Raw genomic sequence first — 24,328 nt, forward strand, 5'->3', positions numbered from 1 at the left:
CATTCTCTAATTTCATTATGAGTAATATCAAATTCATATTCCCAGACATGAATACAGAAAATTTGTCTAAGATTGTGGAGCATAGACACCTCCTTATAAAAAACCGACTCAGCAGTAAGTTCTTTATCAATGTACTTAGCTTATTTTGATGAGTTTTCCTCTTTAGCTTTATCCTCCTTGTGTTTACAGCAATAACCGAAAACAGCACCAGCGCCAAAGAAAAACATAGCTTTAAACATACTTATCTCCAAAAGATAGTTAAGTAAATTTAAAACTAACATTGAAGGATGTATCTGTTTTTAGGCCAATGAGTCTGTTTCTGTGCATTATGCAAACTTTTGTGAAAAGATATAACAATATATTTTTTAGTAACAAGACAAACAAAATTAAAAAACCGCCCCAGTAGGCGGTTGCTGAATTTACAGCGACATATAGAAGTGTAGTGGACGATCACTTCTATATTTTTTATGTACTTATTTTTCTTCTTTTATAATTTTATTAAAATCATCTGATTTGAAATAATTGATAATCATTTCTCCATCATCTCGAGACGAAGTAGAAGTTGATACTTTAGATAGTTCGTCATAATTAAACTTAAAGTCTGGAGGTATAAATTTTGAGATTGGTGGAAGCTTTGTCTCTCCTCCTGTTGTAATTCTTTCAATAAAACCTGCGAGCCAAAGTATATATTCATCTTTATTTTTATATTTCGGCATAAGGCTCATGTCTAACTTTATGGCACACTCCTCTAAAGGCTTAGTTAGGCATTCCTCAAAATCTATAAAATTATATTTAAGTTTAAATTTGGTGCCTTTAATTTCATTACGAATTGCACCTACTAGTTGATTTAAGTTTTCTGCCGAGCTTTCTGAAAATAAATTTTTGTCCTCAATCTTTTTATACACATTCTCAGCGATGATTAAATATTGTGGCATCTCTATTTTCTCCCTTTTATTGTTAAGCTACTCACTCAGCCTTTTAAGGAAGTATGATAGATATCATGTTTTCTAATGTAATTGTTGTGCTGCCAATTGTAATTAATGTGTTTTTGTGAAACTTGCAAGCATAACCATCCGAAAAAAATAAATTTAATGCAAACTAAGTCTCATTTTTTGGATAGGAATTTACTTTAATCAAAAAGTATTTTTAGTTCATTTAAAGTGGGAAGTTGATTATAGGACTCATCAGCCGCTATTGTGTTTGCCCAATTGGTTTTTGAAACCATACAAAAATTAAGTTTCTTTAGCACAACAATATCTTGATCTAACAACCCTAATGGAATCCACATAAAGTCGGTACTGCCCACTAAGTTTGGTACTGGCGATCCGCATTTGCTGCAAAATGAAGAAGTGAAGCCGGTTTCTTTTTTATAGGTGCGGACAAGTTCTAAACCTGATAACCATTCAAATCTATTCTTACTCACTAACGTTGCTGCGTTTGATCCCGTTCCGGTTTGTTTACGGCAGAGACTACAGTGGCAATGATAAACCGTGTTTATTTCATTGCGAATAGAAAATTTGACTTCATTGCATAGACAAGAACCCACATGGCTCATCTCGAGTATCCTTTTTAAAATAATGTTGAATATAGCATTAGGCTTAAAAAGGGTTAAATTTAACTTTATATTTTTAAATAGATATGTTTTCGTAGAATTACCTATAAATATAAGAAATTGCTAGAGTTGAGACTTGGCAGAGTGTATTTATAACGTTTAATATGAATTTTGACATATAAATTGAATATAAAAATGCTGTGATGGATTTATCTTGGATGCGACTTAAAAGCTTACATGATTAATCAATTGTATCAGCAATATAGCCGTATGGCATTAAATGCTTGGGGCTTTACAAATACACCTTCGTATAACGGTACATACGACCCTGATGAGAATGATACAGTGACGAATAGCTTTAATTGGTTGAATGATGAGCAAGCTACGGAAAAAACTAAACAAGGTTTAACTGCTTTTGTCGCATTAGATGATGCCTTTATCAGTATCGCTTCTCGTATGTACCTCATTAGAAATGCAAAAGAAAAGATCGATTTACAATACTATATCTGGACCAATGATTTTGTTGGAAACTTAATGCTGCATGAGTTGCTAACGGCGGCAGATCGTGGCGTAAAAATCCGTTTACTCATCGATGATCAAAACGGAATAAAGCTCGATGGTGTTCTCCGGAGTCTTCTGCACCACCCTAACTTTGAAATTCGATTATTTAACCCATATAAATTTAGATATTTAAGAATCTTGGACTATATTTTTCGGTTCAAAAAAGTAAACCATCGCATGCATAATAAGTTAATTATTGCAGATGATATGATTGCTGTAACAGGCGGTAGAAATATCAGCAGTGAATATTTTGATGCAAGTAGTAAGTTTCAATTTACAGATTTAGATATTTTATTTTATGGCCATACAGTACAGCATGCTCAAGTCGTATTTAATGATTTTTGGCAAAATGATTTAAGTCAAAATGCTACCGAGCTCATAGGTACATGTGCTGTCCACCACTTGCAAACACTCAGGCAGCACTATCATGATCTACTTCACGAAAGTGAAAATCATATTCAAACTGAAGATAAGCTTTCCGATGCACAAACTTATTTAAAAGAGCTCCTACAAAATTATCCAATTCAATGGTCAAAAGCATATTTCGTTGCAGATTCACCTAAAAAAATCTTAGGGTTAGCCTCTAAGGAAGAGATGCTTTATGGGCAAGTCATAAAGATTATGGGTGAACCAGAGCAGCATATCGAATTAGCTTCTGCTTATTTTGTGCCGACTCAGCAAGGAACTTATTATTTAAAACAGCTAAAAGTACAAGGGGTTAAAGTCAGGGTTTTAACCAATTCTTTTGCTGCAAATGATGTAGCGATTGTGCATGCTTTTTATAGTCAATATCGAGTTGAAATGCTCAAAAATGGCGTAGAGCTATTTGAGTTTAAGCCATTTTTAGAACGTAGACGCCGAACATGGTATGAAGTAGTGACTGGAAGTGTAATCCCTGCAAAAGGTAAAAATAAATCGAGCTTACATGCCAAATTTTTTGACGTAGACGGTAAAGTTTTTATTGGTTCATTTAATTTTGATCCACGTTCAACTTACTTAAATACTGAGGTTGGTCTTGTGATTGAGTCGAGTCAATTACAAGCTCAAGTCTCAGTCATGCTTGATCAACATTTACCTCAAGTCGCCTACCAGCTTAAGTTAAATAATGAAGGAAAGATTATTTGGTTAGATTATCAGTCGGATGGAAAAATTATTGAATATGACAAAGACCCAGATACGAGTCTTTTTCAACGTACCATGGTTAAAGCAGTTTCATATTTACCAATTGAATGGATGATGTAAAAGCGTTTTAGCTTTAATTATAAAATCCCAATTTCTTTAAAGAATTTTCGATAAGCCTCTGCTTTCTTTTCTAGTGCCAATGGATAAGCTCTAGAAGACGATGGTAGACGGTATAAATTAATGTTACGTCCTGCAAAGTAAGTCGAGGTAGACATTCCTATAAGCGGTTTTTCAGTGTGTTCCGGTAAAACAGAGATTAAGGTATCAGTCGCTTTATCGCCAGTGGTCATAATGGTGTGACATAAAGGAATCTGCTGAAGCAAAACAGCAAGGTCTGTAGGCGTTACGATTTCAAGAAACTTATCTGCAGCATTCCCCTTCAACCTTTTAATTTGGTAAGCCGTATCAAAGATTGCAATGCCAGTTTCAATCAAGAAGTTACGGATACGTTCTTCATTAAAATTTTTTTGGCTATCACTTAAAAAGTAAGTTTTGTCTTGGAAAAAGATCAAACCAAAAATACGCCACATGTCATTTTGGAAATTTGGATAGTAAAAGTCCATCTTCCATTTATTACGTGGTGGTGGAAAACTGCCTAACATGAGTAAACGGGCATTTTCAGGTAAAAATGGTTCAAGTGGATGTGTTTCTATCTCAATTATCATAAAAAATCAGTAGTTACTTAAAAATCTTATAAATAAATTAACCTATTTTCTAGTTAATCACGAGTCATGAAATGCAATTTCTCTTCATTAAAGCGTTAAAGGATGTCACAAAAGTAAGCATTGTTGAAGAATACTTATTTTAAAAATATTTTTTTCTTAAGTAAGTGCATTGAGGCGAAACATATTTATACTTCACCTCAATCACTTAGAAATATCAAAAATATACTAACAGAAAAACTATTAAGAATTAAGGACTTTAAAAACTTTACCTGTTCTTGGATGAGCAAAAGTATTATCTTGGTCTAAATTGATGACTTTATCCGAAATCACAATTTTAGAAAGTGGTAACCAATTCTGCTCTTGTTCAGCTTGGACAAAGTTTTTTTCATAAATATTTTCATAAATTTGTTCAACAACGATTTCCATTCCACACATACTTTTAGCATTCACTTCTTTTAAAATATGGCGCTTTGACATTGTAGTCTCCATTTTTTTATTATCCGCATCGCTCATAATAAAGACTCCACTGATACAATATGTAAATTTTAATAATGAAAGTGTTTTTTTTGTTTTAATCATATTTTCGTAATAATTAAATGAATAGTTGAGTAATTATTTAATTTAAAGATTATTTTTAAGTTAAACTATGATAAGTAAATATTGCTGATAAATTTTTAATTTTAATAAAAATTGAAGGGTTCATTAACTGAACCCTTTTTTATTTAATTCTAAACTTGTACTGCGTTATCAAGCGAACTATCGTCTTTATTGTTAGCAGTATCTTTACTCATCATTGTGTCAGTATCGCTATCTGTGTTAAAGCTCTTACTGTTTTTTTGCTTCTTCTTGTACATACACATGCCAATCGCAATACCTGTTCCCAACACTATAATTGATTTCAACATTTTGCACCTCTTTGATTAACGGAGTAACTTTTGAGCAATTAGCTTAAATTAATAGCACAAAATTTGTTATTTAAAGGCTTTCATTTGCTCCGCTTTTGTAAGGTGTTTATTTTTTATGTTAATTGAATAGTAAAATATTCTGAAAAAATAAATTTTGATACAAAGCAAAAAGCCTATTCTAAAAAAGAACAGGCTTTTTACTGTATTTCAGGATTAAGCAGTATTATGAATTGCTTTAAGCAATCTTATTATCTTTAAATACAATACAACTGTATTTAATGCTGAACTTTTAGTCAAGATGGAATTGAGGGATTTTACTAATAATTAGTAATTATTGCGATGAATGTCACTTTATTTGCTTAAGATAAGAAAAAACCCACTTCTACTTCTCATGAAGAAATGGGTGATGTGAAAACCACAAAAGACCTGAAATACCAAATGTTCTTACATTCAGTAAGGTTAAGTTTAGTGAATATACCGAATGGTTGACAATTAAACTATTTGTATTTTTTTTAGTCATTTCGGCCAATAAAAACAGTGAATGATTTTACAGATTAATTCTGTTTAGTCATTCATTTCATTATTGTCCAAAAATTCTATGAAGTACCCGCATCCAATTATTCATACATATATTTTTAATTAGCATTTTAGAGTAACCACGCTGTTGCATACCTTCAATTAAACGATGTAGGCCAGTTACATCTTCAAGTTCAGTACCAATAAGTGCACCATCAAAATCCGATCCAAAACCTACGTGTTCTTCGCCTAAATGATCCATTAAATATTCTAGATGTTCCAAAATTACATCTATGGATGTATCCGCATTGCGTTGCCCATCCGACCGTAAAAAAGCGACATCGAAGTTTACCCCAACCATACCTTTACTTTCCCGAATTGCTTTGAGCTGTGGGTCAGTTAAATTACGTGCTTGAGGACATAAAGTATGTGCATTAGAGTGCGTTGCTACAATTGGCTGCTGCAATATATCTACAGTATTCCAAAAAGCTTTCTCATTCATATGAGAAACATCAATCACCATTTTTTTATCTGCGCAGCGTTTTATAAAATCTTTGCCATCACTCGTGAGACCTGCTCCTGTGTCGGGTGAGTGAGGAAACTTAGCATTTAAACCATGCCCAAAACGACTAGGTCTATTCCAGAGTGGGCCAATACTACGCAGGCCTCTTTCATAAAATACATCGAGTAAATCAGGGTTATGTTGTAAAGCCTCTGCACCTTCCATATGCAACATAATTGCTAGCTTTTGCTCTGCTAGGCAATCCTGAATACTTTGAACTGATGTGCAAATTTTAATATTTTTAGAATGCTGAGCGAGTTGCTGAGCTAAATCGAGTTGTTCCAAGCAAATTTGTTCAATTTGCTGTTGGGTAAAATCAGAAGCATTTTGATCAAATAGTTTATTGGCATGATGCTGTTGAACATAGCTATATGGAGGTAAAAAAATCGCAAATATTCCCCCCATAAAACCAGCTTGTTGACAGCGTTTTAGATCAAGGTGACCCTCTAGGCGTTCATGAATAAAAGCATGTACAGGATCTGAATGATCACTTAGCCATAAACGTGTTAGAGCATCATTATGCCCATCGAAAACTGGAATATGGCTAGGCTTCATAAGTATTCCTATTACTTGCTATATGTCTGTAATCGTGTGGACTGGAATATTTTGTGTGGCGCTTAAAGACTTAGAGTTTCGACTATTACGGAAAACTAACTGTTGTAGAGGTGCAGCCAACTGACTTTCTGCGCGTGCTTGTTCAATCATTTGATGATACGGCGATTTTCCGCATACAGGATCGGCATTAGCCGCGTCTCCAGTCAACATATAGGCCTGACATCGACATCCACCAAAATCACGATCTTTATCTGGGCAACTACGGCACCCTTCTGGCATCCACGCATCGCCACGGAAATGATTAAACCCCGTTGATTTGTACCAGATATCTGACAATTTATGTTCACGTACGTTTGGAAAGGAAATTGGTAATTGTCGTGCTGCATGGCAAGGCAGTGCCATACCATCTGGAGCAACTGTAAAAAAGATTTTACCCCAGCCATTCATACAGGCTTTTGGTCGTTCTTCATAATAATCAGGCACTACAAAAATGAGTTTGCAAGGATGATTTTGCGCTTTTAATTTTTCTCGATATTCATTGGTAATCCGTTCCGCACGGGTCAGTTGCTCTTGGGTTGGTAATAAACCTTGGCGGTTTAAAAAAGCCCAACCGTAAAACTGACAAATTGCTAACTCAACTGTATCTGCATTAAGTTCTAGGCAAAGTTCAATGATTTGTTCTATCTGGTCAATGTTATGTCGATGAATAACAAAGTTAAGCACCATTGGGTAATCATACTTCTTAACTAGTCGGCACATTTCATACTTTTGTTCAAAAGCATGCTTTGAACCTGCTAAGGCATCATTTACCACTGGGTCACTCGCTTGGAAGCTCACTTGAATGTGATCTAAGCCCGCTTGCTTTAAATCAGCAATGCGTTGTTCGGTAAGGCCCATACCCGAGGTAATTAAGTTGGTATAAAAGCCTTGTTGATGAGCATGTGCAACGAGTTGTTCTAAGTCCTGACGTACCAGCGGTTCACCGCCAGAAAAACCAAGTTGAACAGCACCCATCTGACGTGCTTGATCAAAAACATCGAACCACTCTTGGGTGGTCAGTTCATTTTTATGCTGAGCGTAGTCTAATGGGTTTGAGCAATATGGGCATTGTAGCGGACAACGATACGTGAGTTCCGCTAATAACCATAAAGGTAGGCCAACACCTTCTGTCATACTAAATCAATCCAGTGTTGTTGCTTTGCGACTAGCATGTAATCCACTACATCCTGATCAATTTCAGCAATATCACCAAATTTTTGCTTTAACTGAGCAATAATTGCAGAAACATTTTGCTGCCCATCAATATATTGTCCGATTGCCCCTGCACTTTCGTTTAACTTGATCATGCCTTCAGGATATAAAATCACAAAACCATTTTGAGCTGGCTCGAACTGAAAACGGTAACCTTGTCGCCATGTCGGCACAAGGTTTAAATCAAACTGCTCTTTATTCATTTAAATAGTCCTTTGTGCCAAACCCGTTTACTTGTCACACTGTGATACGGTGCTTCATTGTGAACATATGCCAAAGTTAAAGCATCTAAAATGCTCCATAAAATATCCAGCTTAAACTGCAATATTTCAAGCATTCGTTCTTGTTGCTCAAAAGTTGTAAATGAATCAAGCGTAATTGTTAAACCATGTTCAACATCACGGCGCGCCTGACTTAAACGAGAACGGAAATATTCATAGCCTTTATCATCAATCCATGGGTAGTGCTGTGGCCATGAATCAAGACGTGATTGATGAATTTGTGGGGCAAAAAGTTCAGTTAACGAGCTGCTTGCTGCCTCACGCCATGAGGCACGGCGTGCGAAATTTACATAGGCATCTACTGCAAAACGGACACCAGGTAATACCAGTTCTTCAGAAATAACTTGTTCACGACTCAAGCCCACAGCTTCGGCTAAGCATAACCATGCTTCTCGACCACCGCCATCAGGATATTCACCATCTTGATCGATCATGCGTTGAATCCATTCTTGACGGACTCGTTGGTCAGGGCAATTTGCCATAATGGCCGCATCTTTAAGCGGAATATTAATTTGATAGTAATATCGGTTTGCCACCCAAGCTTGAATTTGCTGTTGAGTTGCTCGGCCTTCATACATCATCACGTGAAATGGATGATAGATATGATAATACTGGCCTTTTTCGATAATGGCTTGTTTGAATTGTTCAGTCGTTAAAGCTTCAGGTGTTTGAGTCATGTTTCACCTTAGAGTTCAATCTGCATGCCATCATAGGCAACCTCTACACCATTTGCTTTAAGCTCAGCAAACTGGCTAGAGTTTTCATTTAAAATTGGATTGGTGTTGTTAATATGAATCAGCACTTTTTTAGGTGTGGTTAGCTGATTTAAATAAGACAGTGAACCACCTTCGCCACTAATATATAAATGCCCCATTTCACGGCCAGTTTTTGTTCCGACGCCTGTCTGTTGCATTTCATCATCTGTCCAAAGCGTACCATCAATCATGACGCAGTCTGAACTCTGCATAATCTGCATGATTTGATCGTCAATTTTTCCAAGACCCGGCGCATAGAACAACTGCTTTTGTGTTTTATGATCTTTGATAATTAAAGCAATATTGTCGCCGTCATGTGGGTCATGTCGATGCGGTGAATATGGTGGTGCAGCACTTTTAATAATTAAAGGTAAAAATTCTAAATTTTCGAAACCATCAACTTTAAAGGCTTGCTTAGGATTAATCTCATGGTATTGAAAACCACCATTCCAGTGTTTGAGCATATTAAAAACAGGAAAGCCGCTCGTTAAATCTTGGTGAACCATTTCTGTACACCATACATTCATTGGGCAACCTTCACGTAAGGTTAAAAGCCCAGTGGTATGGTCTAGCTGACTGTCCATTAAAATTACGCTCGTTATTCCTGTATCACGCAATTTACGTGCTGGTTGAGCTGCTTTAAATTCGAAAAGTTGCTGCCGAATATCAGGTGATGCATTTAATAAAACCCAGTCTGTCCCGTTTTCAGAAACAGCAATTGATGATTGAGTACGGGCTTTGGCTTGGATTGTACCTGTGCGCACACCATGACAATTCGGGCAATTACAATTCCACTGCGGGAACCCGCCTCCAGCAGCTGAACCTAAAACATAAATATACATAAAATTAATATCTTATTAGAAAGAGATAAGCCCTAGAGCAAGACTAGGGCTTATAACATATTTGGATGAAACTGATTAACGTGCTTCGAAGTACATTGTAACTTCAAAACCAATGCGTAAATCAGTAAAAGCTGGTTTAGTCCATTGCATAAATTATCTCCGGTTCATATTAATCTTGTGAAATGAATCACTTGATTAAGATTTTAAGGCAATTAAAAATTTATTTTAAATAATAAAAGTAGTTTTGTAGATAATCTCTAGACAATATATTGTTCGATAATTGTGTTTTTTGTCCAAATTTTAGCAATCTTATTATTTTGGGAAAATTATTTTATTAATATTTATAGTTTTTTTAAAGAAATTATATTTAATTTTATTAACTATAAAGATTATCTCAATATTTATTATATCTTTGATAATTATGTGAAAATTTTAATGGAAAAATTATGTATTTAATATTTAACATATTTTTTAAATAATGCTATTTTTTATTAAGTATGCTAATTGTCCAAATTTTATTCTCTTTTAGGTTATATTCATTTTTCATCAAATATTCATACTAAAAACGTATTTTTTATGCGTCTTAATTGATCAAATGATAAAAAATGAAAAATTTAACAACACTATTTAAAGTAACAGCACTTTCTCTAGCAATAGCTGTATTGGCGGGATGTAATGACGATGATGATAACGACACAGCACTACCTGCCCAAAGAAGCAATCAGACTGTAAATATTTTAGCTTTTAATGACTTTCACGGAAATCTTGAACCCCCAAAGCGTTATGTTGAGGCACCAAATTCAAATGATGCTACTCAAATTGTTCGTATTCCTGTGGGTGGGGTAAGTTACTTTGCCGATGCCATTAAAAAACTTAAAGCAGAAAATCCAAATAATGCAGTAGTTTCGGCAGGCGATTTAATTAGTGCTTCACCTCTAACCTCTTCTTTATTTTTAGATGAACCGACCATTGAAGTCATGAATGATATTCAAATTGACTTTAATGCTGTAGGTAACCATGAATTTGACCGTGGTACAGATGAATTACGCCGTTTAAAGAACGGCGGATGTCAGCAATATACCAGCACTGCCCCATGCCAAATTAATAAAAACTTTAGTGGTGCAAAATTTGATTTCCTTGCTGCCAACGTAGCAATGAAAAGTGATGCCAGCAAAACAATCTTTCCTACTTATAAAGTCAAAACTTATGGTGGAATTCCAGTCGCGTTTATTGGTTTAACCCTTAAAGCGACCCCAAGTATTGTTTCTGCTGCTGGTATTAAAGACGTTGAATTCCGTGATGAAGCAGATACGGTAAACGCTTTGATTCCTGAGTTACGAAAACAAGGAATTGAAGCCATTGTCGTAGTTGTGCATGAGGGCGCGGCGCCAAGTACGAAGTTTAATGAAAAAACATGTGATGGCTTAAGCGGCCCAATTTTAGGAATTTTAGATAAGCTTAATCCGGCAGTTGATATTGTTGTTTCAGGCCATACACACCAATCTTATATTTGTGACTATTCTACAAAAAATCCGGCGAAACCGTTCTTACTTACTTCGGCTGGACAGTATGGCACACTCATTACTGACATCAAGGTTGAGCTAGATGGTAAAACTGGGGATGTGATTAAAAAGGATGCTAAACAAGTTCCTATACAAAGTGAAGCCTATACGTCTGGTACAACCACTGTAAGCCTTACAGACCTCTATCAAAAATTTAATAAAACCCCAAGCATTGAAGCTATTTTAGATAAGTACCGCCAAGCGGTGACCACTATTTCAAGCCGTGTGGTTGGAACTGCAACAGCAGTAGTAAGTCGTACTCAAGTTGAAAGTGGGGAAAGTCCGCTCGGTATTATGATTGCCGATGCTCAACAAGCGGCTGCATTAAAGGCAAGTAACCAAGGCTCTGATTTTACCTTAATGAATCCAGGTGGTGTACGTGCTGATCTGCTCATCAATAGCAGTAACCAGATTACCTTTGGTGATGTTTTTGCAGTTCAACCTTTTGGTAACTCTATTGTGACTTTGAGCTTAACTGGCAAACAGATTAGAGATGTAATTGAGCAGCAATGGTCTGGTGCAAATGCAAACTCTCCTCGAATTTTACAACCATCTAAAGAATTAAGTTATCAATATGCGGCAAATGCGGCTGTTTCACCAAGAGCAAGTAACATCATGGTTGCTGGTTCACCATTGGTTGACACTAAGTTATACCGCGTGACGGTAAATAGCTTCTTGGCAGATGGTGGTGACAACTTCACCGTATTAAAAGAAGGCCAAAACCGTGTAGGTGGTGGTCAAGATATTGATGCTCTTGAAAGCTATATTGCGGAAAACTCAAAGAATTCACCTCTAATTATTCCAGCGACTACTCGAATTAAAGTCATCAAATAGTAAATTTAATAAAAAAAGGACAGTTTAGGCTGTCCTTTTTTCTATCTAAACTTTTTATTCTGTATAGAGATTAAGTTCAATACTACTGATATTAGTTCCTGTATTCGCAAAAATAACATCTATGACCTCATGCAGTAGCTCTTTCACTTTTTCATGTTCATAGCTAGTTGCTTCTGCGGTTTTTAGACAAATCAAGTTGCAGCTCATTTTATCTTTTCTGATCTTATAAATACTTTTACTTTTTCCTAAGAACACCCTTTTGATGAGTTTACGATTTTCAAATTCAGATAAGATTCGATAAATTGTTCCAAGCGTAATTTTATGTTCATTTTTAATTTGTGCATAAATACTTACTGCACTTAAGCCTTGTGGATTTTGATTTAAAATTTCAAAAACCTGAATTCTCGATTTTTTTATTGGTAGTCCATTTAATAATGATTTTGAAGTTGCCGTCATGATTAATTAGCCTTAATGTTGAGAAGTATAGAAATTTTTAAAATTATTTTGTCTATACTTACTTGGAAATTATGGATATTTGTACGTTAAAAAGCAAAGCCTATTCCCCTATGAATAGACTTTGCCCTTCGTTTTACCTTAGAAACTATAAGTCGCTTTTACAAAATAATTACGGCCATAAAGTTTGGTATTAAAGGTTTTATTTTTATCTTCCAGATCAACGTCGGTCAGGTTTTTCACACCATAGTCCAATGTTAAGCGTGGTGAAAGTGGTGAAGTAAATGTCACGTCATAAGTGGTATAAGCTGGTAACTCTTTAGTTGCAGAGTACATTTGCTTACCAACGTAGCTTACCCCTGCATTTACACGAAAGTCTTCAACGGGTGCCCAAGAAATTGAACCATTAGCCAGCCATTCTGGTCGTTCAGTTAAATCTTGACCTGTCGTTTTATTTTTTGCATCAAGATAAGTGGCATTTGCCTTAACACCTAAATTATCTGTGAAATCATAACCACCTGTAAGTTCAACACCTTTAAGCTCTGCACGACTTACATTAGTCCAGATTTTTCTAAAATCACCCACTAAACGCGGGTCTCCATTACTTAATGTAATGGCTTCGATCAGGTTCTTCACATCATTTTGGAAAACGGTAACACCAGCATTCCAGTTTGGACGGGTTACAATTAAGGATGCTTCATAGTTGGTGCTTTCTTCTGGTTCTAAGTCAGGATTACCTCGAATGTGACAACTACCACCACATGAAATCATTGAGTAATTGATGTCTAACTGTGCAGGAGCCGGAACTTTATAAGCTTGGCCTACACCACCTTTTAGCACAACACCTTCCGCGAGTTCATAGGACAAATAGGCTTTACCAGTCGATTTACCATCGAAGTCATCAAAGTCGTCGTAACGGCCGCCTAAAGTTAAAGTCAGTGCATCATTAATATGGGTATCGTTTTGAACAAATACACCGTAGCTCTTCTGCTGGTTTTTTCCAGTGCCGATATAGCTCACAACGTCTGTAATTTTTTGGTCTTTATAATCAAAACCTGCTGTGGTGTTATTCATCAGCCAATCAAAGTTAGCAAAGGCACGACCAATTAAATTTTCTTGCTTATATTGACGGTTTTGTGGCGCGTCATATTCGCTATCGTAGTCAGAAATTTTAGCTGTTTCTTTACCAATGTAAGCTTCTGTTTTACCCCAACCCCATTTTCCACGGTGAGCAATTCCCACATTGGTTCGTTTCATTTCTGATTCTTGAATTGAAGTTGCCGCATCTTGGGTCAGTGGGCGTTTATCGTTGTTATAACCCAAATCTAGGTCTAAAGTTTGTTGGTCATTAATATTCCAACTTAATGTACCGTTTACGTTTTTAGTATCTTTTTCTACAAAGTAAGCCCCATCTGGATCTGGTTTGCCATTTCGGTACCATGCATCACGGTTATAGGCATCTCCTGCCAAAGTAAAACTTAGATTGTCGGTTAAACCGCCGTATAAGTTAAATCCGTAACGGAATTGCTCTTTACCATTTCCGCGGTCTGCTCGATTATATTGGCCAAAGACCGAACCATGCAGCTGCCCATCTTCGGCTTTCTTGGTAATAATATTGATAACTCCGCCCATGGCATCTGCTCCATAGAGCGACGACATTGGTCCTCGAATGACTTCAACACGTTCAATACTATTTAAAGGGATTGCACTCCAGTCAAAGTCATTACCTCGCCACATAGCACCATTAGATGACATGCGCTTACCGTTAAGTAGGATAAGTGTGTAGTTTCCCGATGTATTTAGCATTCCCCGTATAACGATTTTATCTTGTCCGCTGTTGTAGTTATAAACCCCAGCTTGTTTTTGTAAAACATCAGCAAGACTGAGCGCCGCACTACGTTCAATCTCTTCACTCGTGATCACACTAATGGATGCAGGTGCTTTATCTACATCTTGTTCTTTTAATGCAGCGGAAACCACAATCGTTTTAAGTTTTTGAACTGATTCATTATTACTCGGCTGTTCACTATCTGTATTTGCTTGAACTGCAAACGGAAGCAGTGTTGAGATGGCGACCACCAGCGCCTTTTTAGTTAACGTCATTTCTCGGCCCTTATTCTGGATAATAATTACCATATGATAATTGTTATCATTTATGATGTGCCGAGCATCATATACTCATGACTTTTTCTGTTCAAGATAAAAATAATTATTAGTTATATAATGATAATCATTATTGTTTGTGGTTTAAAAAAGCGTTAACATGACACTTTCGTGTGCCTAAAAACCTATTTAAAACAATCTTAAAGTAGACATAACAATGCTCTCTCGATTTTTTATCTACCACCCTATCTTTGTTTCTGTCATTGCAATTAATATTCTTATTTTTGGTTTTTTTGCCACTTTAGCCATGCCGGTCGAACGCTATCCAAACCTTGCACCACCCGGTGTCACTGTTGTCGCGAACTACCGTGGTGCAGCTGCTGACACTGTAGAAGAAAGTGTGACCCAAATTTTAGAACAACAAATAAAGGGTCTGGATAATTTGCTGTACTTTACATCCCATAGTGAATCGTCCGGAACGAGCAGCATTGATATTCATTTTAAAATTGGCACAGATATCGATAAAGCACAGCTCCAAGTACAAAACCGAATTAATGGTGCTTTAAACCGTTTACCTGAGGAAGTTCAAAGACAAGGCGTAAACATATGGAAAACCACTGGCGATATGCTGCTGATTGTGGGGCTATATGATGAAACTGGTAAAACCAGCAATATTGATTTGTCTGATTATATGGTGAATCACTTTGAACAACCTTTAAGTCAATTACAAGGGATTGGTGAAGTTGATGTTTTTGGTTCAAGTTATGCCATGCGCATTTGGTTAAACCCAAATCAGCTTAGAAATTACCAACTTGTGCCGAGTGATATTGAAAAGGCCCTCGAAGATTATAATACCCAAATTGCTGCTGGTTCGATTGGTGCAATGCCCTCTGCTTCTGATCAAAATATTTATGCAAAAGTAAAAGCAGGTTCGCGCTTAAAAACAATTGATGACTTTAAATCGGTGGTGGTTAAAGCAAATGTTGACGGTAGTCTTGTTTATTTAAAAGATGTCGCGAGAGTCGAGTTAGGCGCAGAAAATTACGAAAGTATTAATACACTTAATGGCTATCCGTCGGCAGGTTTAGGAATTTCTTTAAGCCCCGATGCCAATGCAATCGAGACTTCTGCTCTTATTAAAGAAAAAATGGCTCAGCTTAGCCAACATTTACCAGCGGGATATAAAGTTGTTTATCCACGAGACAATACGCCATTTATCGAAGAATCTATTAAGCAGGTCATGATCACTTTGCTTGAAGCAATCGTACTTGTCGTTATTGTGATGTATCTCTTTTTGCAAAATTGGCGTGCAACTCTTATTCCAACCATTACCGTTCCGATCGTCATTAGTGGCACATTTGTAGTGTTATATCTCTTTGGGTTGAGCATTAACACGCTTACGCTATTTGCACTGGTTTTAGCAATTGGATTATTGGTTGATGACACGATTGTAGTCGTGGAAAATGTTGAGCGGCTTATGCACGAACAACAGCTAAGTGTACGTGAAGCTTGTTTAATGTCGATGCAAGAGATTAGCGGCGCATTGGTAGGTATTACGCTGGTTTTAACCGCGGTATTTATCCCAATGGCTTTTTTTAGTGGTTCGACCGGTATGATTTACCGTCAGTTTTCTATTACATTAGCGGCAGCTATGTTGTTATCGCTATTTGTAGCCATGACCATTACGCCAGCAATGTGCGCAGTTCTATTAAAAAAACAGTATAAAAAACCAAAATGGGGACAAATGCTTGAGCTTGCTCTTGAAAAAGTCAGATCAGCTTTTAGTTTTTTATCGGTTCGCTTAACTCAATTTAAAGTATTTTCCAGTCTATTGGTTGTGGGTATAGCGGTTATTTTATTTATGATTTACCGCAGTTTGCCTACAAGCTTTATTCCAAATGAAGATCAAGGACTGCTGGCTGTGCCTTATAGTTTGCATAACAGTGCTTCAATGAGCCAGACGGAAGAAGTTGGAAGACTCGTCAATAATTATTTTTTTGAACATGAAAGCAAAAATATTAATACCGTACTGGTCGTAAATGGACAAAACTTTTCAGGGAGCGGTCCAAATTTGGGTATGGCCTTTGTTTCACTCAAACATTGGAATGAGCGTAAAGGAGAAACTAATACTGCAAGTGCTATTCGTGAACGTGCCCAAGCATATTTACAAAAGAACTTACCCGCTAAAGTCATGGTAGGAATGCCGCCAAGTGTATCTGGTTTAGGTCAGTCTGATGCTTTAGAACTTTGGCTTAGAGATGTAAATGGTCAAGGGCGCGATGAATTAATTAAACAATATAAAGCCTTAGAAAAAGAATCTCAGAAATATTCGGCCTTTGAAAATCTAAGCCCTCTTGTGAGTGAAGATAAAGCCGAAGTATTTATTCAACTCGACCAAAATAAAGCCAAAATGTTAGGAATTGACCAACAAGCAATTCGTTCAACCCTTTCGACGGCTTGGGGTGGAAACTATGTGGGCGATTTTGTTGAACGAGGTCGAATTAAGAGAATCATTATGCAAGGCGATGCAGAATTCCGTTCTAAACCCGAAGATTTAGCATATTGGCATGTGCGAAATAACTCAGGTGGTATGCTTTCTCTCGCCCATTTTGCGCAAAGTCAGTGGACAGGTGGCCCAGAAGCTCTTACCCGATTTATGGGACTAGCTGCCATTCAACTGGAAGCCAATGTAAGTCCAGGCTTTAGCTCAGGTCAGGCAATGCAACAGTTAAGTGATATGGTCAGTAAACAATCTGGTATAGATGTCGCATGGAGCGGTCTTTCTTTACAAGAGCAACAATCTAGCCGCCAAGCAATTTATTTATATCTTATTTCTATTTTGTTTATTTTCTTATGTTTGGCTGCCTTGTATGAAAGCTGGAAAGTTCCTTTTATTATTTTACTAGGGCTTCCCTTAGGCATTACAGGCACTATTATTTTTGCTTGGATTTTTAAGTTACCTAACGATGTTTACTTTCAAATTGCTCTATTAACAGGTATTGGCTTATCTTGTAAAAATGCGATTCTCATTGTTGAGTTTGCGACTCAAGCACTCAAACAAGGAAAAAGTAAAATCAATGCAGCAAGTGAGGCTTTGAAACTGCGTTTACGTCCGATTTTGATGACATCTCTTGCCTTTGGTGCGGGTGTAGTTCCTTTAATTTTTGCAACTGGTGCAGGCGCTGCGAGTAGATATGAAATTGGAATGAGCGTATTCGGTAGTGTTGTGTTTGGTACATTACTGGTACCGCTATTTACTGTGTTCTTCTTTGTTGTGGTTCATAGTTTACCGAGTTTTCAGTGGTCAATGATCAAACTATGGTTGAGCCGAACTTTGAGGTTTAACAGCCGTATAAAAAAGGATAATACCTCCTTTTAAAGATTAAAATAAAAAATGGCAGATATTATCTGCCATTTTTTATTCTTTAAATTTAAGCGACTAGCTTATCAATCCAAACTTCTAAGGTTGGTTGTTCAGCCAAATCTTCAAAACTCACCTGTGCGCCGTAAGCTTGCCATTTACCCACTAATGTCATGAGTCGTACCGAATCAAGCCCAAGCATGAGCAAATCATCATTTAACTGAATGTCTGATGCAGGAATCTGAAGCTGTTCGCTCACCGCCAAAACAATACCTTCTTGAGTGAGGGGTGATGCCGCTTGTTCAAGCGCCCAAGCTCGTGTGACCTGTTGAGTTGTCATCACTTGCCCACAACGTGTACTTGTGTATTTTAAAGCCATATCGTGTTCTTCACGGCTAAAATCAGCGAGCGCATCTCCACATAAAAATGGCTGGATATTTAGCATAAAGGCTTCCGCTGCACTCATAAGACAGCCAATATGAGCATAAACACCACAAATGATGAGCTGGTCACGGTTTGACTCACGCATGAGTTGTTCAAGTGGAGAAAACTTAAATGCGCTATAACGCCATTTTGTTAAGACAGTATCATTTTTTTGAGGAGAAATTTCAGGCAAAATTTGAGTGATTTTTGGATCATCTTTTAGGCCTATTCCCCAAAAGTCAGTTAATAACTGGCGATGTTCCGGTGTTTGGTTACCAGGCTGTGCAGTGTAGACCACAGGGATATTAAACTTACGCGCAGTTTCAATCAGTTCTTTGGTATTTTTAATAAGTTCTGGAATAGGCGCTTGAGTTTGATCATAAAAATCTAAAAAATATTGCTGCATATCATGTACTAATAAAACAGCGCGATTGGTATGCAACTGCCAAGATGTTTTATTCGCCGTAAATTCGTGGGCTTGTGGCATGCTGTAACTAGCAATTTTAGGAATACTCATCAAATTTTTCCTTTTTTATCTTTAAGCAAGAACATTGGTGTTAGTTTCAAGTTGTTGACGTAATCTTTTTTTGTCGATTTTTCCAAAGGCTGTATATGGAAATTGCTCGATAAATTCGACCCGATCGGGAATTTTGTAGGTAGCAAGTCCATAGTCTTTCAGATGTTGACGAACTGACATTGCAAGGCGAATTTGGCTTGGGTCATCACTTTGTGCTTGCCATGCAATAAATGCACAGCTTTTTTCCCCCATAATCTCATCAGGCATAGCAACTAGTGCTGCCAAACGGATTTGTGGGTGAGTTAATAAAGCTTGTTCAACCTCTTCAGTCGCAATTTTTTCACCAGCGCGATTGATTTGTTCTTTTGAACGGCCTTCTACCACAATGCAACCATCTTCGCGTATACGCACTAAATCGCCTGTTCGATAAAAACCATCTGGTGTAAAAGAACGTGCATTGTGCTCTGGTGCTTGATAATAGCCGCGAATGGTATAAGGCCCACGAGTCAGCAAATGCCCTACCTCTCCAGCGTCTACTGGCTGATCGTTATCATCCAGCACCAAGATTTCATCATCTTGTGAGATTTTTAAACCTTGGGTATGAACGATTTGCTCTTTCGGCATCCCAAAACGGGTGTAGTTCACCAGTCCTTCAGCCATACCAAAGACTTGTTGTAGATTGACTTGAAATTCATCAATTAGGCGTGAGGCAACGGCATCGGGTAAACGTGCTCCTCCGACTTGCAAACAACGTAAAGTCGATAATATTGAATCTTGTTCTTTCGCTGCTTTATCCATCCAAGGTCGAACCAAAGCAGGAACTAAACAGGCATCGGTTACGGCGTGTTTCTTGATTAATGAAAAAGCAGTTTCAGGGCTTGGATCAGTTCCTAAAACCACAGCTCCGCCCGAATAAAAAATGCCTAAAGAACCAGCCGAACTCATTGAAAAGTTATGTGCCGCGGGTAAAACCATGAGTAAGCGCGATGACTGATTGAGACGGCAGATTTTTGCGCTTTCGCGTACGCTATATAAGTAGTCGTCATGGGTACGTGGAATCAGTTTAGGAACACCAGTACTTCCACCTGAAAGTTGTAAGAAAGCAACCAGATCTGCCGTAGTTGGCGAGATCGCCTCATCTGAAATATGGGTTTCTTTTAATAGATCTTGAATGGCTATAAATTTGCCGGTATTTCCAAGGACAAATACATGTTGTAAGCAAGGAGCAGTTTGCTGAAGCTTTTCGGCAAGTTCTCGGTAGTCAAATTTTTGTGCTCCAAAATCAGCACAGAAATAAGCTTTTGCTTGAGTTTGTTTAAAAAAACTGCTGAGTTCTGCATAGCGATGTGCAGGTAAAGACATCACAGGTAAAGCACCAAGCCGAATCAGTGCAAAAAATAAAATATAGAACTGATAGTGATTCGGCATCTGTACAACCGCTTTATCACCCGCTCTTAGTCCATGTTGATATAAGTGGCTGGTACAGTAATCAACTAAATGATCAAACTGAGCGTAACTGACGGCTTTATCCCCATCATATACAGCAATATTTTCTGGGTATTTTTGAGCACTTTCACGCAAGAAATCACTCAAGTTTTGCCCAAGCCAATAACCTTTTTTACGGTAAATCTCAGCAAACTCTGCTGGATATGGCACGGCGCCATCCAGATAAACCTGTGTTGTCATGTGTTTGGTCCTTGTAGTGGCAAATGATTGGGTGAAATCTGGAATCCATCCAGTACAGTACGAAATTTAGCGGCAGTTTCAGCATGTTCAGCTTGCGGACTAGAAGCTTCCACAATCCCTGCACCAGCAAATAAACGGGCAATATTTTGATAAATTCGGGCACAGCGAACAGTCACCGACCATTCACCATTACCTTGTTCATCTGCCCAGCCCATAGTTCCTGCAAATAATTCACGGTTAAATGGTTCAAGTTGTTGAATTAATTCTTTAGCAATTGGACTAGGCTCTCCACAAATTGCTGGTGTTGGGTGTAAGCGTTCAATTAAGTCAAAAACATGAGTATCGGCTTTCTTAAGTTCGCCGCTGATATGGGATGCCAAGTGCCAGAGGCGTTTGGTACGAATGAGGGATGGTTGTTTTGGTACTTGTAATTGCTTGCAAAAAGGTGTGAGCTCATCGGCAATCATTTCGATGACGAGTGCATGTTCACGTTGATCTTTTTGTGAAGCCAGTAATACTCTGGCGTTATTTTGGTCTAGGGTTGGATCGTCATCACGAGCCAATGTACCAGCAACCGGTTTACTCCAGATTTTTGTATTTTGCTTTGCAATTAAGAGTTCGGGGCTTGCACCGACAAACCATCCTTCACTTTGAGGATCTCTTGCCACTGCATAGTTATAGCCTTCGGGATTATGCTTAGCTAAGTTATAAAATAAGTCTGAGACAGGAATATTTTGTTCAAATTCAAGTTGTAAAATACGAGCAAGTACGGCTTTATCGAGTTTTTTTGCTTGCATTTGCTGAACTAAATATTCAACTTGCTGTTGGTAATGTTCACCTAAAGGGAAATAATCCGCCTTTTCTAAAGATAAAAAACTAAAATCAATATCAGATTGTGCATAGAGTACTTTCTGATAGATTTTTGCATTTTGCATGAGCATTAAATTGACATCGGCTGCCGAGCAAAATGGTAGTCCCCCCATAATTTTGACGTCTTTATAACCGTCATTTATTGCATGCTGTAATTGAGTTCGCGCTTCATCTAACCAATCTTTTAAAAGGCTATTTTTAGCGACCTGAATATCTCGTAATTTTTGATGGCTATTGATGGTGTATTCTGGCGTGGTAAAAATAAAACCTGCGTCATTTCCACAATTTAAAATTTCTTGCGCTAGTGCAACGCGGCTTTCAGTAAAATTTTCTCGTTGGATAAAATACGGATGCTGTGCCGACATCTCGCAACTCCTTATCAGTTATTTTGTTGTAATGAATGGATGTTTAAACGCCTAAAGTGGCTCCTCCATCAACCACAATTTCTTGCATGGTAATTTGTGCGGCCTGATCAGAAAGTAAAAAACTCACCGTATTGGCAATATCTTCAGGTTGGGCTAATTTCCTTAAGGGAATGCCTGTACGGTATTGGCTTAAATCTCCATCGATTACCGCAGGCGGAGGCGAATTATCTGTCCAAAGCTGCTGCTGCATTTGAGTTAGCGTAGAGCCTGGTGAAACAATATTAAGCCTGACTTGATGAGGTGCAATTTCAAGCGCAAGATTACGGCAGTAATGGCTCAATGCAGCTTTTGTAGTTGCGTACATGCCAAGTTGTATACGTGGCATCCGTGAACTATTTGAGCTAATCGTGACAATACTTCCCTGCTTTTTTTCACAAAAATGCTTGGCCAGTTGTTGACTAATCGCAATAGGTGCCATGACATTTACTGCGAAAAGTGTTTGCCAGTCTTCTGTTTTTGCTTCAAGCATAGAACGCATAATCAAAACGCCCGCCGCATTCACTAAACCCGTCACGCTATATTTGTTTAAAATATTGTTAATGAGTTTTGCTGTTGTTTCTTGATCAGTAATATCTTGCTGAAAGCCTTGCCAACGTGAAATTTCACGTTCTTGTAGCTTTTGAGTAATTTCCCATTGTTCTGGGTTTTCCTGTCGGTCGATGCCGATGACTTGATACCCTTGCTGCAATAATTTTTTTGCAATAGCAGCTCCAATACCTCTTGCAGCACCTGTGACTACGATGGTAGAGCTCATGTTTTACTCCAGTTTGACTCGAATATTAAATTGCGCCACATAATTGCAAATAATTATCATTATTATCAAGTGCGATAAATATCAAACATAAGATTACAATCTAAATCAAGTTATTTATTAACCATAAATCTAACTTAAATTATTGTTTTTAATTAATATTATTAAAACGCATCTTTTTTTATTGATTATAATGATAATTGTTTTCATTTACTAATGAGAATCATTCTGATAATTTGACCGCGCTTTCTTGTCGAGATGGACTCAAAATGAAGCCATTTTCTCAACCCTTACATTCCCTATTTCAACAGCTCAATGTTGGGAGTGAAGTCTGGTGGAATACCGTAAAAAAACTAGGCAGCCCGTTAGTCACCCTACAAAAAAATAAAGCGCTATGTACCTTTATTTGGCGTAGTTCTGAACTCAAAGAAAGCCTTTTTGTTTATATCGATATCTATTCACAAAGCCCTTCTATCTATCAAAAGTGGAATCTTTTTAGCCGTGTAGCTGGGACAGATGTGTACTTTTTTGAAATAGAGTTGCCTCTAGCTTGGGCTGGTAGTTATGTGGTCGTGATATCTAGTGAGGAGGCCCCAGACACAGATTGTGCAGCAACACGACGCGCATGGTGGCAAACCCAGCTTAAACAGAATGCTCAAATTGATCCATTCAATCAACATCGGTTTTACACGGGACATCTGGCTCGATATATCAATCAAATTCAACTTGAAAACACGAAATCTTTAATAGCCGATTGCCCGATTACAAAGACATTTCAATGGTCAAGTCGCTTATGCCAGCAGGACTATTTAGTCGACGTTTTTATTAGTCATCAATCAACTCAAGAAGACTTGCCACTCATCATTTTGCTTGATGGCCAAATCTGGAGCCGAGAGCTTCCGATTATTCCCGATCTTCAGCATTTAACTGTTTCAGATAAGATTCGCCCAGCAGTTTATGTTTTTGTTCATAGTTTAAATAGTCAACAACGCCAACAAGATTATGGTTGTCATGATGCATTTAGTCAGGCGTTGGTTTATGAACTTATTGAAACGCTTCTAAAAGAATATTCCTTTATTTCTAAAACAGACATTACCTTATGTGGTCAAAGTTTAGGTGGATTATGCGCTTTACATAGCGCCTTGTTGTTCCCGAGCATTTTTACTTCTCTGATTTTACAGTCTGGATCTTATTGGTGGTCAGATTTTTCGAACAGTACGTTAGGTCAAAAATACAAAGGGAATATTTTAGAACTGCTTCAAAACCTATCTCATCCATTATCAAAAACAACTCGAATTTATATCAGTGCCGGCACGTATGAAACCGATATGGGAGACGATGCCCTACAGCTTTATCAACAATTGCAATCATTCAATCAAGTGAGCTTTCACAGTTTTTCAGGCGGACATGATGCCGTGAACTGGCGTACCGACTTGCTTAAGGCATTGCAAAAAATTCTTTCACTATAACCATTTGTTTCATCAAGGATAACAATATCATGAGCAACTTACAGGAAAACTATATTAATCCTTTCGATAATGAAAGTTTGTCTTTTCAGGTTTTAAAAAATCAACAAGGTGAGTTCAGTTTATGGCCTGCTCAACATCAGGTGCCGTCGGGGTGGGATGTTCAGCATGGACCAGATACGCGGGCTTCGTGTATTGCATATGTGGAAAAGCACTGGGTTGCGATTAACCCCTTTCAACAAGCGTAAAG

The 24,328-nt window shown here is 37.6% G+C and carries 22 protein-coding genes and 1 pseudogene; 5 read left to right on the forward strand and 18 right to left on the reverse strand.

Features of this window, described 5'->3' with window-relative positions; all coding sequences use genetic code 11:
* Positions 1 to 473: 473 nt before the first annotated feature.
* Complete coding sequence (locus tag KTI78_RS05440; RefSeq protein WP_262445457.1) at positions 474 to 935, reverse strand: hypothetical protein; 462 nt, start codon at positions 933 to 935, stop codon at positions 474 to 476.
* Between the two features lie 194 nt (positions 936 to 1,129).
* Positions 1,130 to 1,564, reverse strand: a complete 435-nt coding sequence (locus tag KTI78_RS05445; protein ID WP_262445616.1) for a GFA family protein — start codon at positions 1,562 to 1,564, stop codon at positions 1,130 to 1,132.
* Positions 1,565 to 1,789: 225 nt separating this feature from the next.
* On the opposite strand from KTI78_RS05445, the gene KTI78_RS05450 reads away from it, so the two are divergent.
* The gene (locus KTI78_RS05450) at positions 1,790 to 3,355 is read left to right on the forward strand and encodes a phospholipase D family protein (RefSeq protein ID WP_262445458.1); all 1,566 of its coding nucleotides are present in this window, start codon (positions 1,790 to 1,792) and stop codon (positions 3,353 to 3,355) included.
* A 17-nt stretch (positions 3,356 to 3,372) separates the two neighbouring features.
* Here the strand turns inward: KTI78_RS05450 and KTI78_RS05455 are convergent, their stop codons facing one another.
* The 9 genes from KTI78_RS05455 to pqqA all read right to left on the reverse strand — a co-directional run bounded on the left by KTI78_RS05455 (position 3,373) and on the right by pqqA (position 9,777).
* A complete protein-coding gene (locus KTI78_RS05455) occupies positions 3,373 to 3,960 on the reverse strand; it encodes a uracil-DNA glycosylase family protein (RefSeq protein WP_262445459.1) in 588 nt (195 codons plus the stop codon).
* Between the two features lie 240 nt (positions 3,961 to 4,200).
* Positions 4,201 to 4,437: a hypothetical protein gene (locus KTI78_RS05460; RefSeq protein ID WP_025470304.1), complete on the reverse strand. Its 237-nt coding sequence runs from the start codon at positions 4,435 to 4,437 to the stop codon at positions 4,201 to 4,203.
* 251 nt (positions 4,438 to 4,688) lie between these two features.
* The gene (locus KTI78_RS05465; protein ID WP_262445624.1) at positions 4,689 to 4,862 is read right to left on the reverse strand and encodes a hypothetical protein; all 174 of its coding nucleotides are present in this window, start codon (positions 4,860 to 4,862) and stop codon (positions 4,689 to 4,691) included.
* Positions 4,863 to 5,445: 583 nt separating this feature from the next.
* Entirely contained in the window at positions 5,446 to 6,498 is a 1,053-nt protein-coding gene (locus KTI78_RS05470) for a dipeptidase (RefSeq protein WP_262445460.1), read from the reverse strand.
* Positions 6,499 to 6,516: 18 nt separating this feature from the next.
* Positions 6,517 to 7,671 (reverse strand): pyrroloquinoline quinone biosynthesis protein PqqE, encoded by a 1,155-nt coding sequence (gene pqqE, locus KTI78_RS05475; RefSeq protein WP_262445461.1) that lies wholly within the window; start codon positions 7,669 to 7,671, stop codon positions 6,517 to 6,519.
* Entirely contained in the window at positions 7,668 to 7,952 is a 285-nt protein-coding gene (pqqD, locus tag KTI78_RS05480; protein ID WP_004792407.1) for a pyrroloquinoline quinone biosynthesis peptide chaperone PqqD, read from the reverse strand. Before pqqD ends, pqqE begins: the two co-directional genes overlap by 4 nt.
* Entirely contained in the window at positions 7,949 to 8,707 is a 759-nt protein-coding gene (gene pqqC, locus KTI78_RS05485) for a pyrroloquinoline-quinone synthase PqqC (RefSeq protein ID WP_016141047.1), read from the reverse strand. Before pqqC ends, pqqD begins: the two co-directional genes overlap by 4 nt.
* 8 nt (positions 8,708 to 8,715) lie before the next feature.
* Positions 8,716 to 9,627, reverse strand: coding sequence for a pyrroloquinoline quinone biosynthesis protein PqqB (gene pqqB, locus KTI78_RS05490; protein WP_262445462.1), 912 nt, complete (start codon positions 9,625 to 9,627; stop codon positions 8,716 to 8,718).
* 75 nt (positions 9,628 to 9,702) lie between these two features.
* Positions 9,703 to 9,777 (reverse strand): pyrroloquinoline quinone precursor peptide PqqA, encoded by a 75-nt coding sequence (gene pqqA, locus KTI78_RS05495; protein WP_001982218.1) that lies wholly within the window; start codon positions 9,775 to 9,777, stop codon positions 9,703 to 9,705.
* Positions 9,778 to 10,232: 455 nt separating this feature from the next.
* On the opposite strand from pqqA, the gene KTI78_RS05500 reads away from it, so the two are divergent.
* Positions 10,233 to 12,023 carry a bifunctional metallophosphatase/5'-nucleotidase gene (locus tag KTI78_RS05500; RefSeq protein WP_262445463.1) on the forward strand — a complete coding sequence of 597 codons (1,791 nt, stop codon included), beginning with the start codon at positions 10,233 to 10,235 and terminating at the stop codon, positions 12,021 to 12,023.
* A 54-nt stretch (positions 12,024 to 12,077) separates the two neighbouring features.
* On the opposite strand, the gene KTI78_RS05505 is transcribed toward KTI78_RS05500, so the two are convergent.
* On the reverse strand, positions 12,078 to 12,479 hold the full coding sequence (locus tag KTI78_RS05505) for a transcriptional repressor (protein WP_005305185.1): 402 nt from the start codon (positions 12,477 to 12,479) through the stop codon (positions 12,078 to 12,080).
* A gap of 138 nt (positions 12,480 to 12,617) precedes the next feature.
* The gene (locus KTI78_RS05510; protein WP_239976391.1) at positions 12,618 to 14,579 is read right to left on the reverse strand and encodes a TonB-dependent receptor plug domain-containing protein; all 1,962 of its coding nucleotides are present in this window, start codon (positions 14,577 to 14,579) and stop codon (positions 12,618 to 12,620) included.
* A gap of 217 nt (positions 14,580 to 14,796) precedes the next feature.
* Here KTI78_RS05510 and KTI78_RS05515 point away from each other — a divergent pair, with 217 nt between their 5' ends.
* Positions 14,797 to 17,958, forward strand: a complete 3,162-nt coding sequence (locus KTI78_RS05515) for a multidrug efflux RND transporter permease subunit (RefSeq protein ID WP_262445465.1) — start codon at positions 14,797 to 14,799, stop codon at positions 17,956 to 17,958.
* 52 nt (positions 17,959 to 18,010) lie between these two features.
* On the opposite strand, the gene KTI78_RS05520 is transcribed toward KTI78_RS05515, so the two are convergent.
* The 5 genes and pseudogenes from KTI78_RS05520 to KTI78_RS05540 form a co-directional block, all read right to left on the reverse strand.
* A complete protein-coding gene (locus tag KTI78_RS05520; RefSeq protein WP_235823111.1) occupies positions 18,011 to 18,199 on the reverse strand; it encodes a phosphopantetheine-binding protein in 189 nt (62 codons plus the stop codon).
* A gap of 30 nt (positions 18,200 to 18,229) precedes the next feature.
* A pseudogene (locus KTI78_RS05525) lies at positions 18,230 to 18,880 on the reverse strand (isochorismatase family protein); the annotation flags it as partial.
* Between the two features lie 21 nt (positions 18,881 to 18,901).
* Entirely contained in the window at positions 18,902 to 20,566 is a 1,665-nt protein-coding gene (locus tag KTI78_RS05530; RefSeq protein ID WP_262445466.1) for a (2,3-dihydroxybenzoyl)adenylate synthase, read from the reverse strand.
* A complete protein-coding gene (locus KTI78_RS05535) occupies positions 20,563 to 21,801 on the reverse strand; it encodes an isochorismate synthase MenF (protein WP_262445467.1) in 1,239 nt (412 codons plus the stop codon). The genes KTI78_RS05530 and KTI78_RS05535 overlap by 4 nt, the downstream gene beginning before the upstream one ends.
* A gap of 43 nt (positions 21,802 to 21,844) precedes the next feature.
* Positions 21,845 to 22,615, reverse strand: a complete 771-nt coding sequence (locus tag KTI78_RS05540; protein ID WP_004792425.1) for an SDR family oxidoreductase — start codon at positions 22,613 to 22,615, stop codon at positions 21,845 to 21,847.
* Positions 22,616 to 22,881: 266 nt separating this feature from the next.
* Here KTI78_RS05540 and fes point away from each other — a divergent pair, with 266 nt between their 5' ends.
* Together fes and KTI78_RS05550 are read left to right on the forward strand one after the other, a co-directional pair.
* Complete coding sequence (gene fes, locus KTI78_RS05545; protein WP_262445468.1) at positions 22,882 to 24,081, forward strand: enterochelin esterase; 1,200 nt, start codon at positions 22,882 to 22,884, stop codon at positions 24,079 to 24,081.
* A 29-nt stretch (positions 24,082 to 24,110) separates the two neighbouring features.
* Entirely contained in the window at positions 24,111 to 24,326 is a 216-nt protein-coding gene (locus tag KTI78_RS05550; protein WP_003651732.1) for an MbtH family protein, read from the forward strand.
* The last annotated feature ends 2 nt before the right edge of the window (positions 24,327 to 24,328 follow it).

This window comes from Acinetobacter sp. WU_MDCI_Abxe161 (genome assembly GCF_025514355.1).
Taxonomy (GTDB): domain Bacteria; phylum Pseudomonadota; class Gammaproteobacteria; order Pseudomonadales; family Moraxellaceae; genus Acinetobacter; species Acinetobacter pittii_E.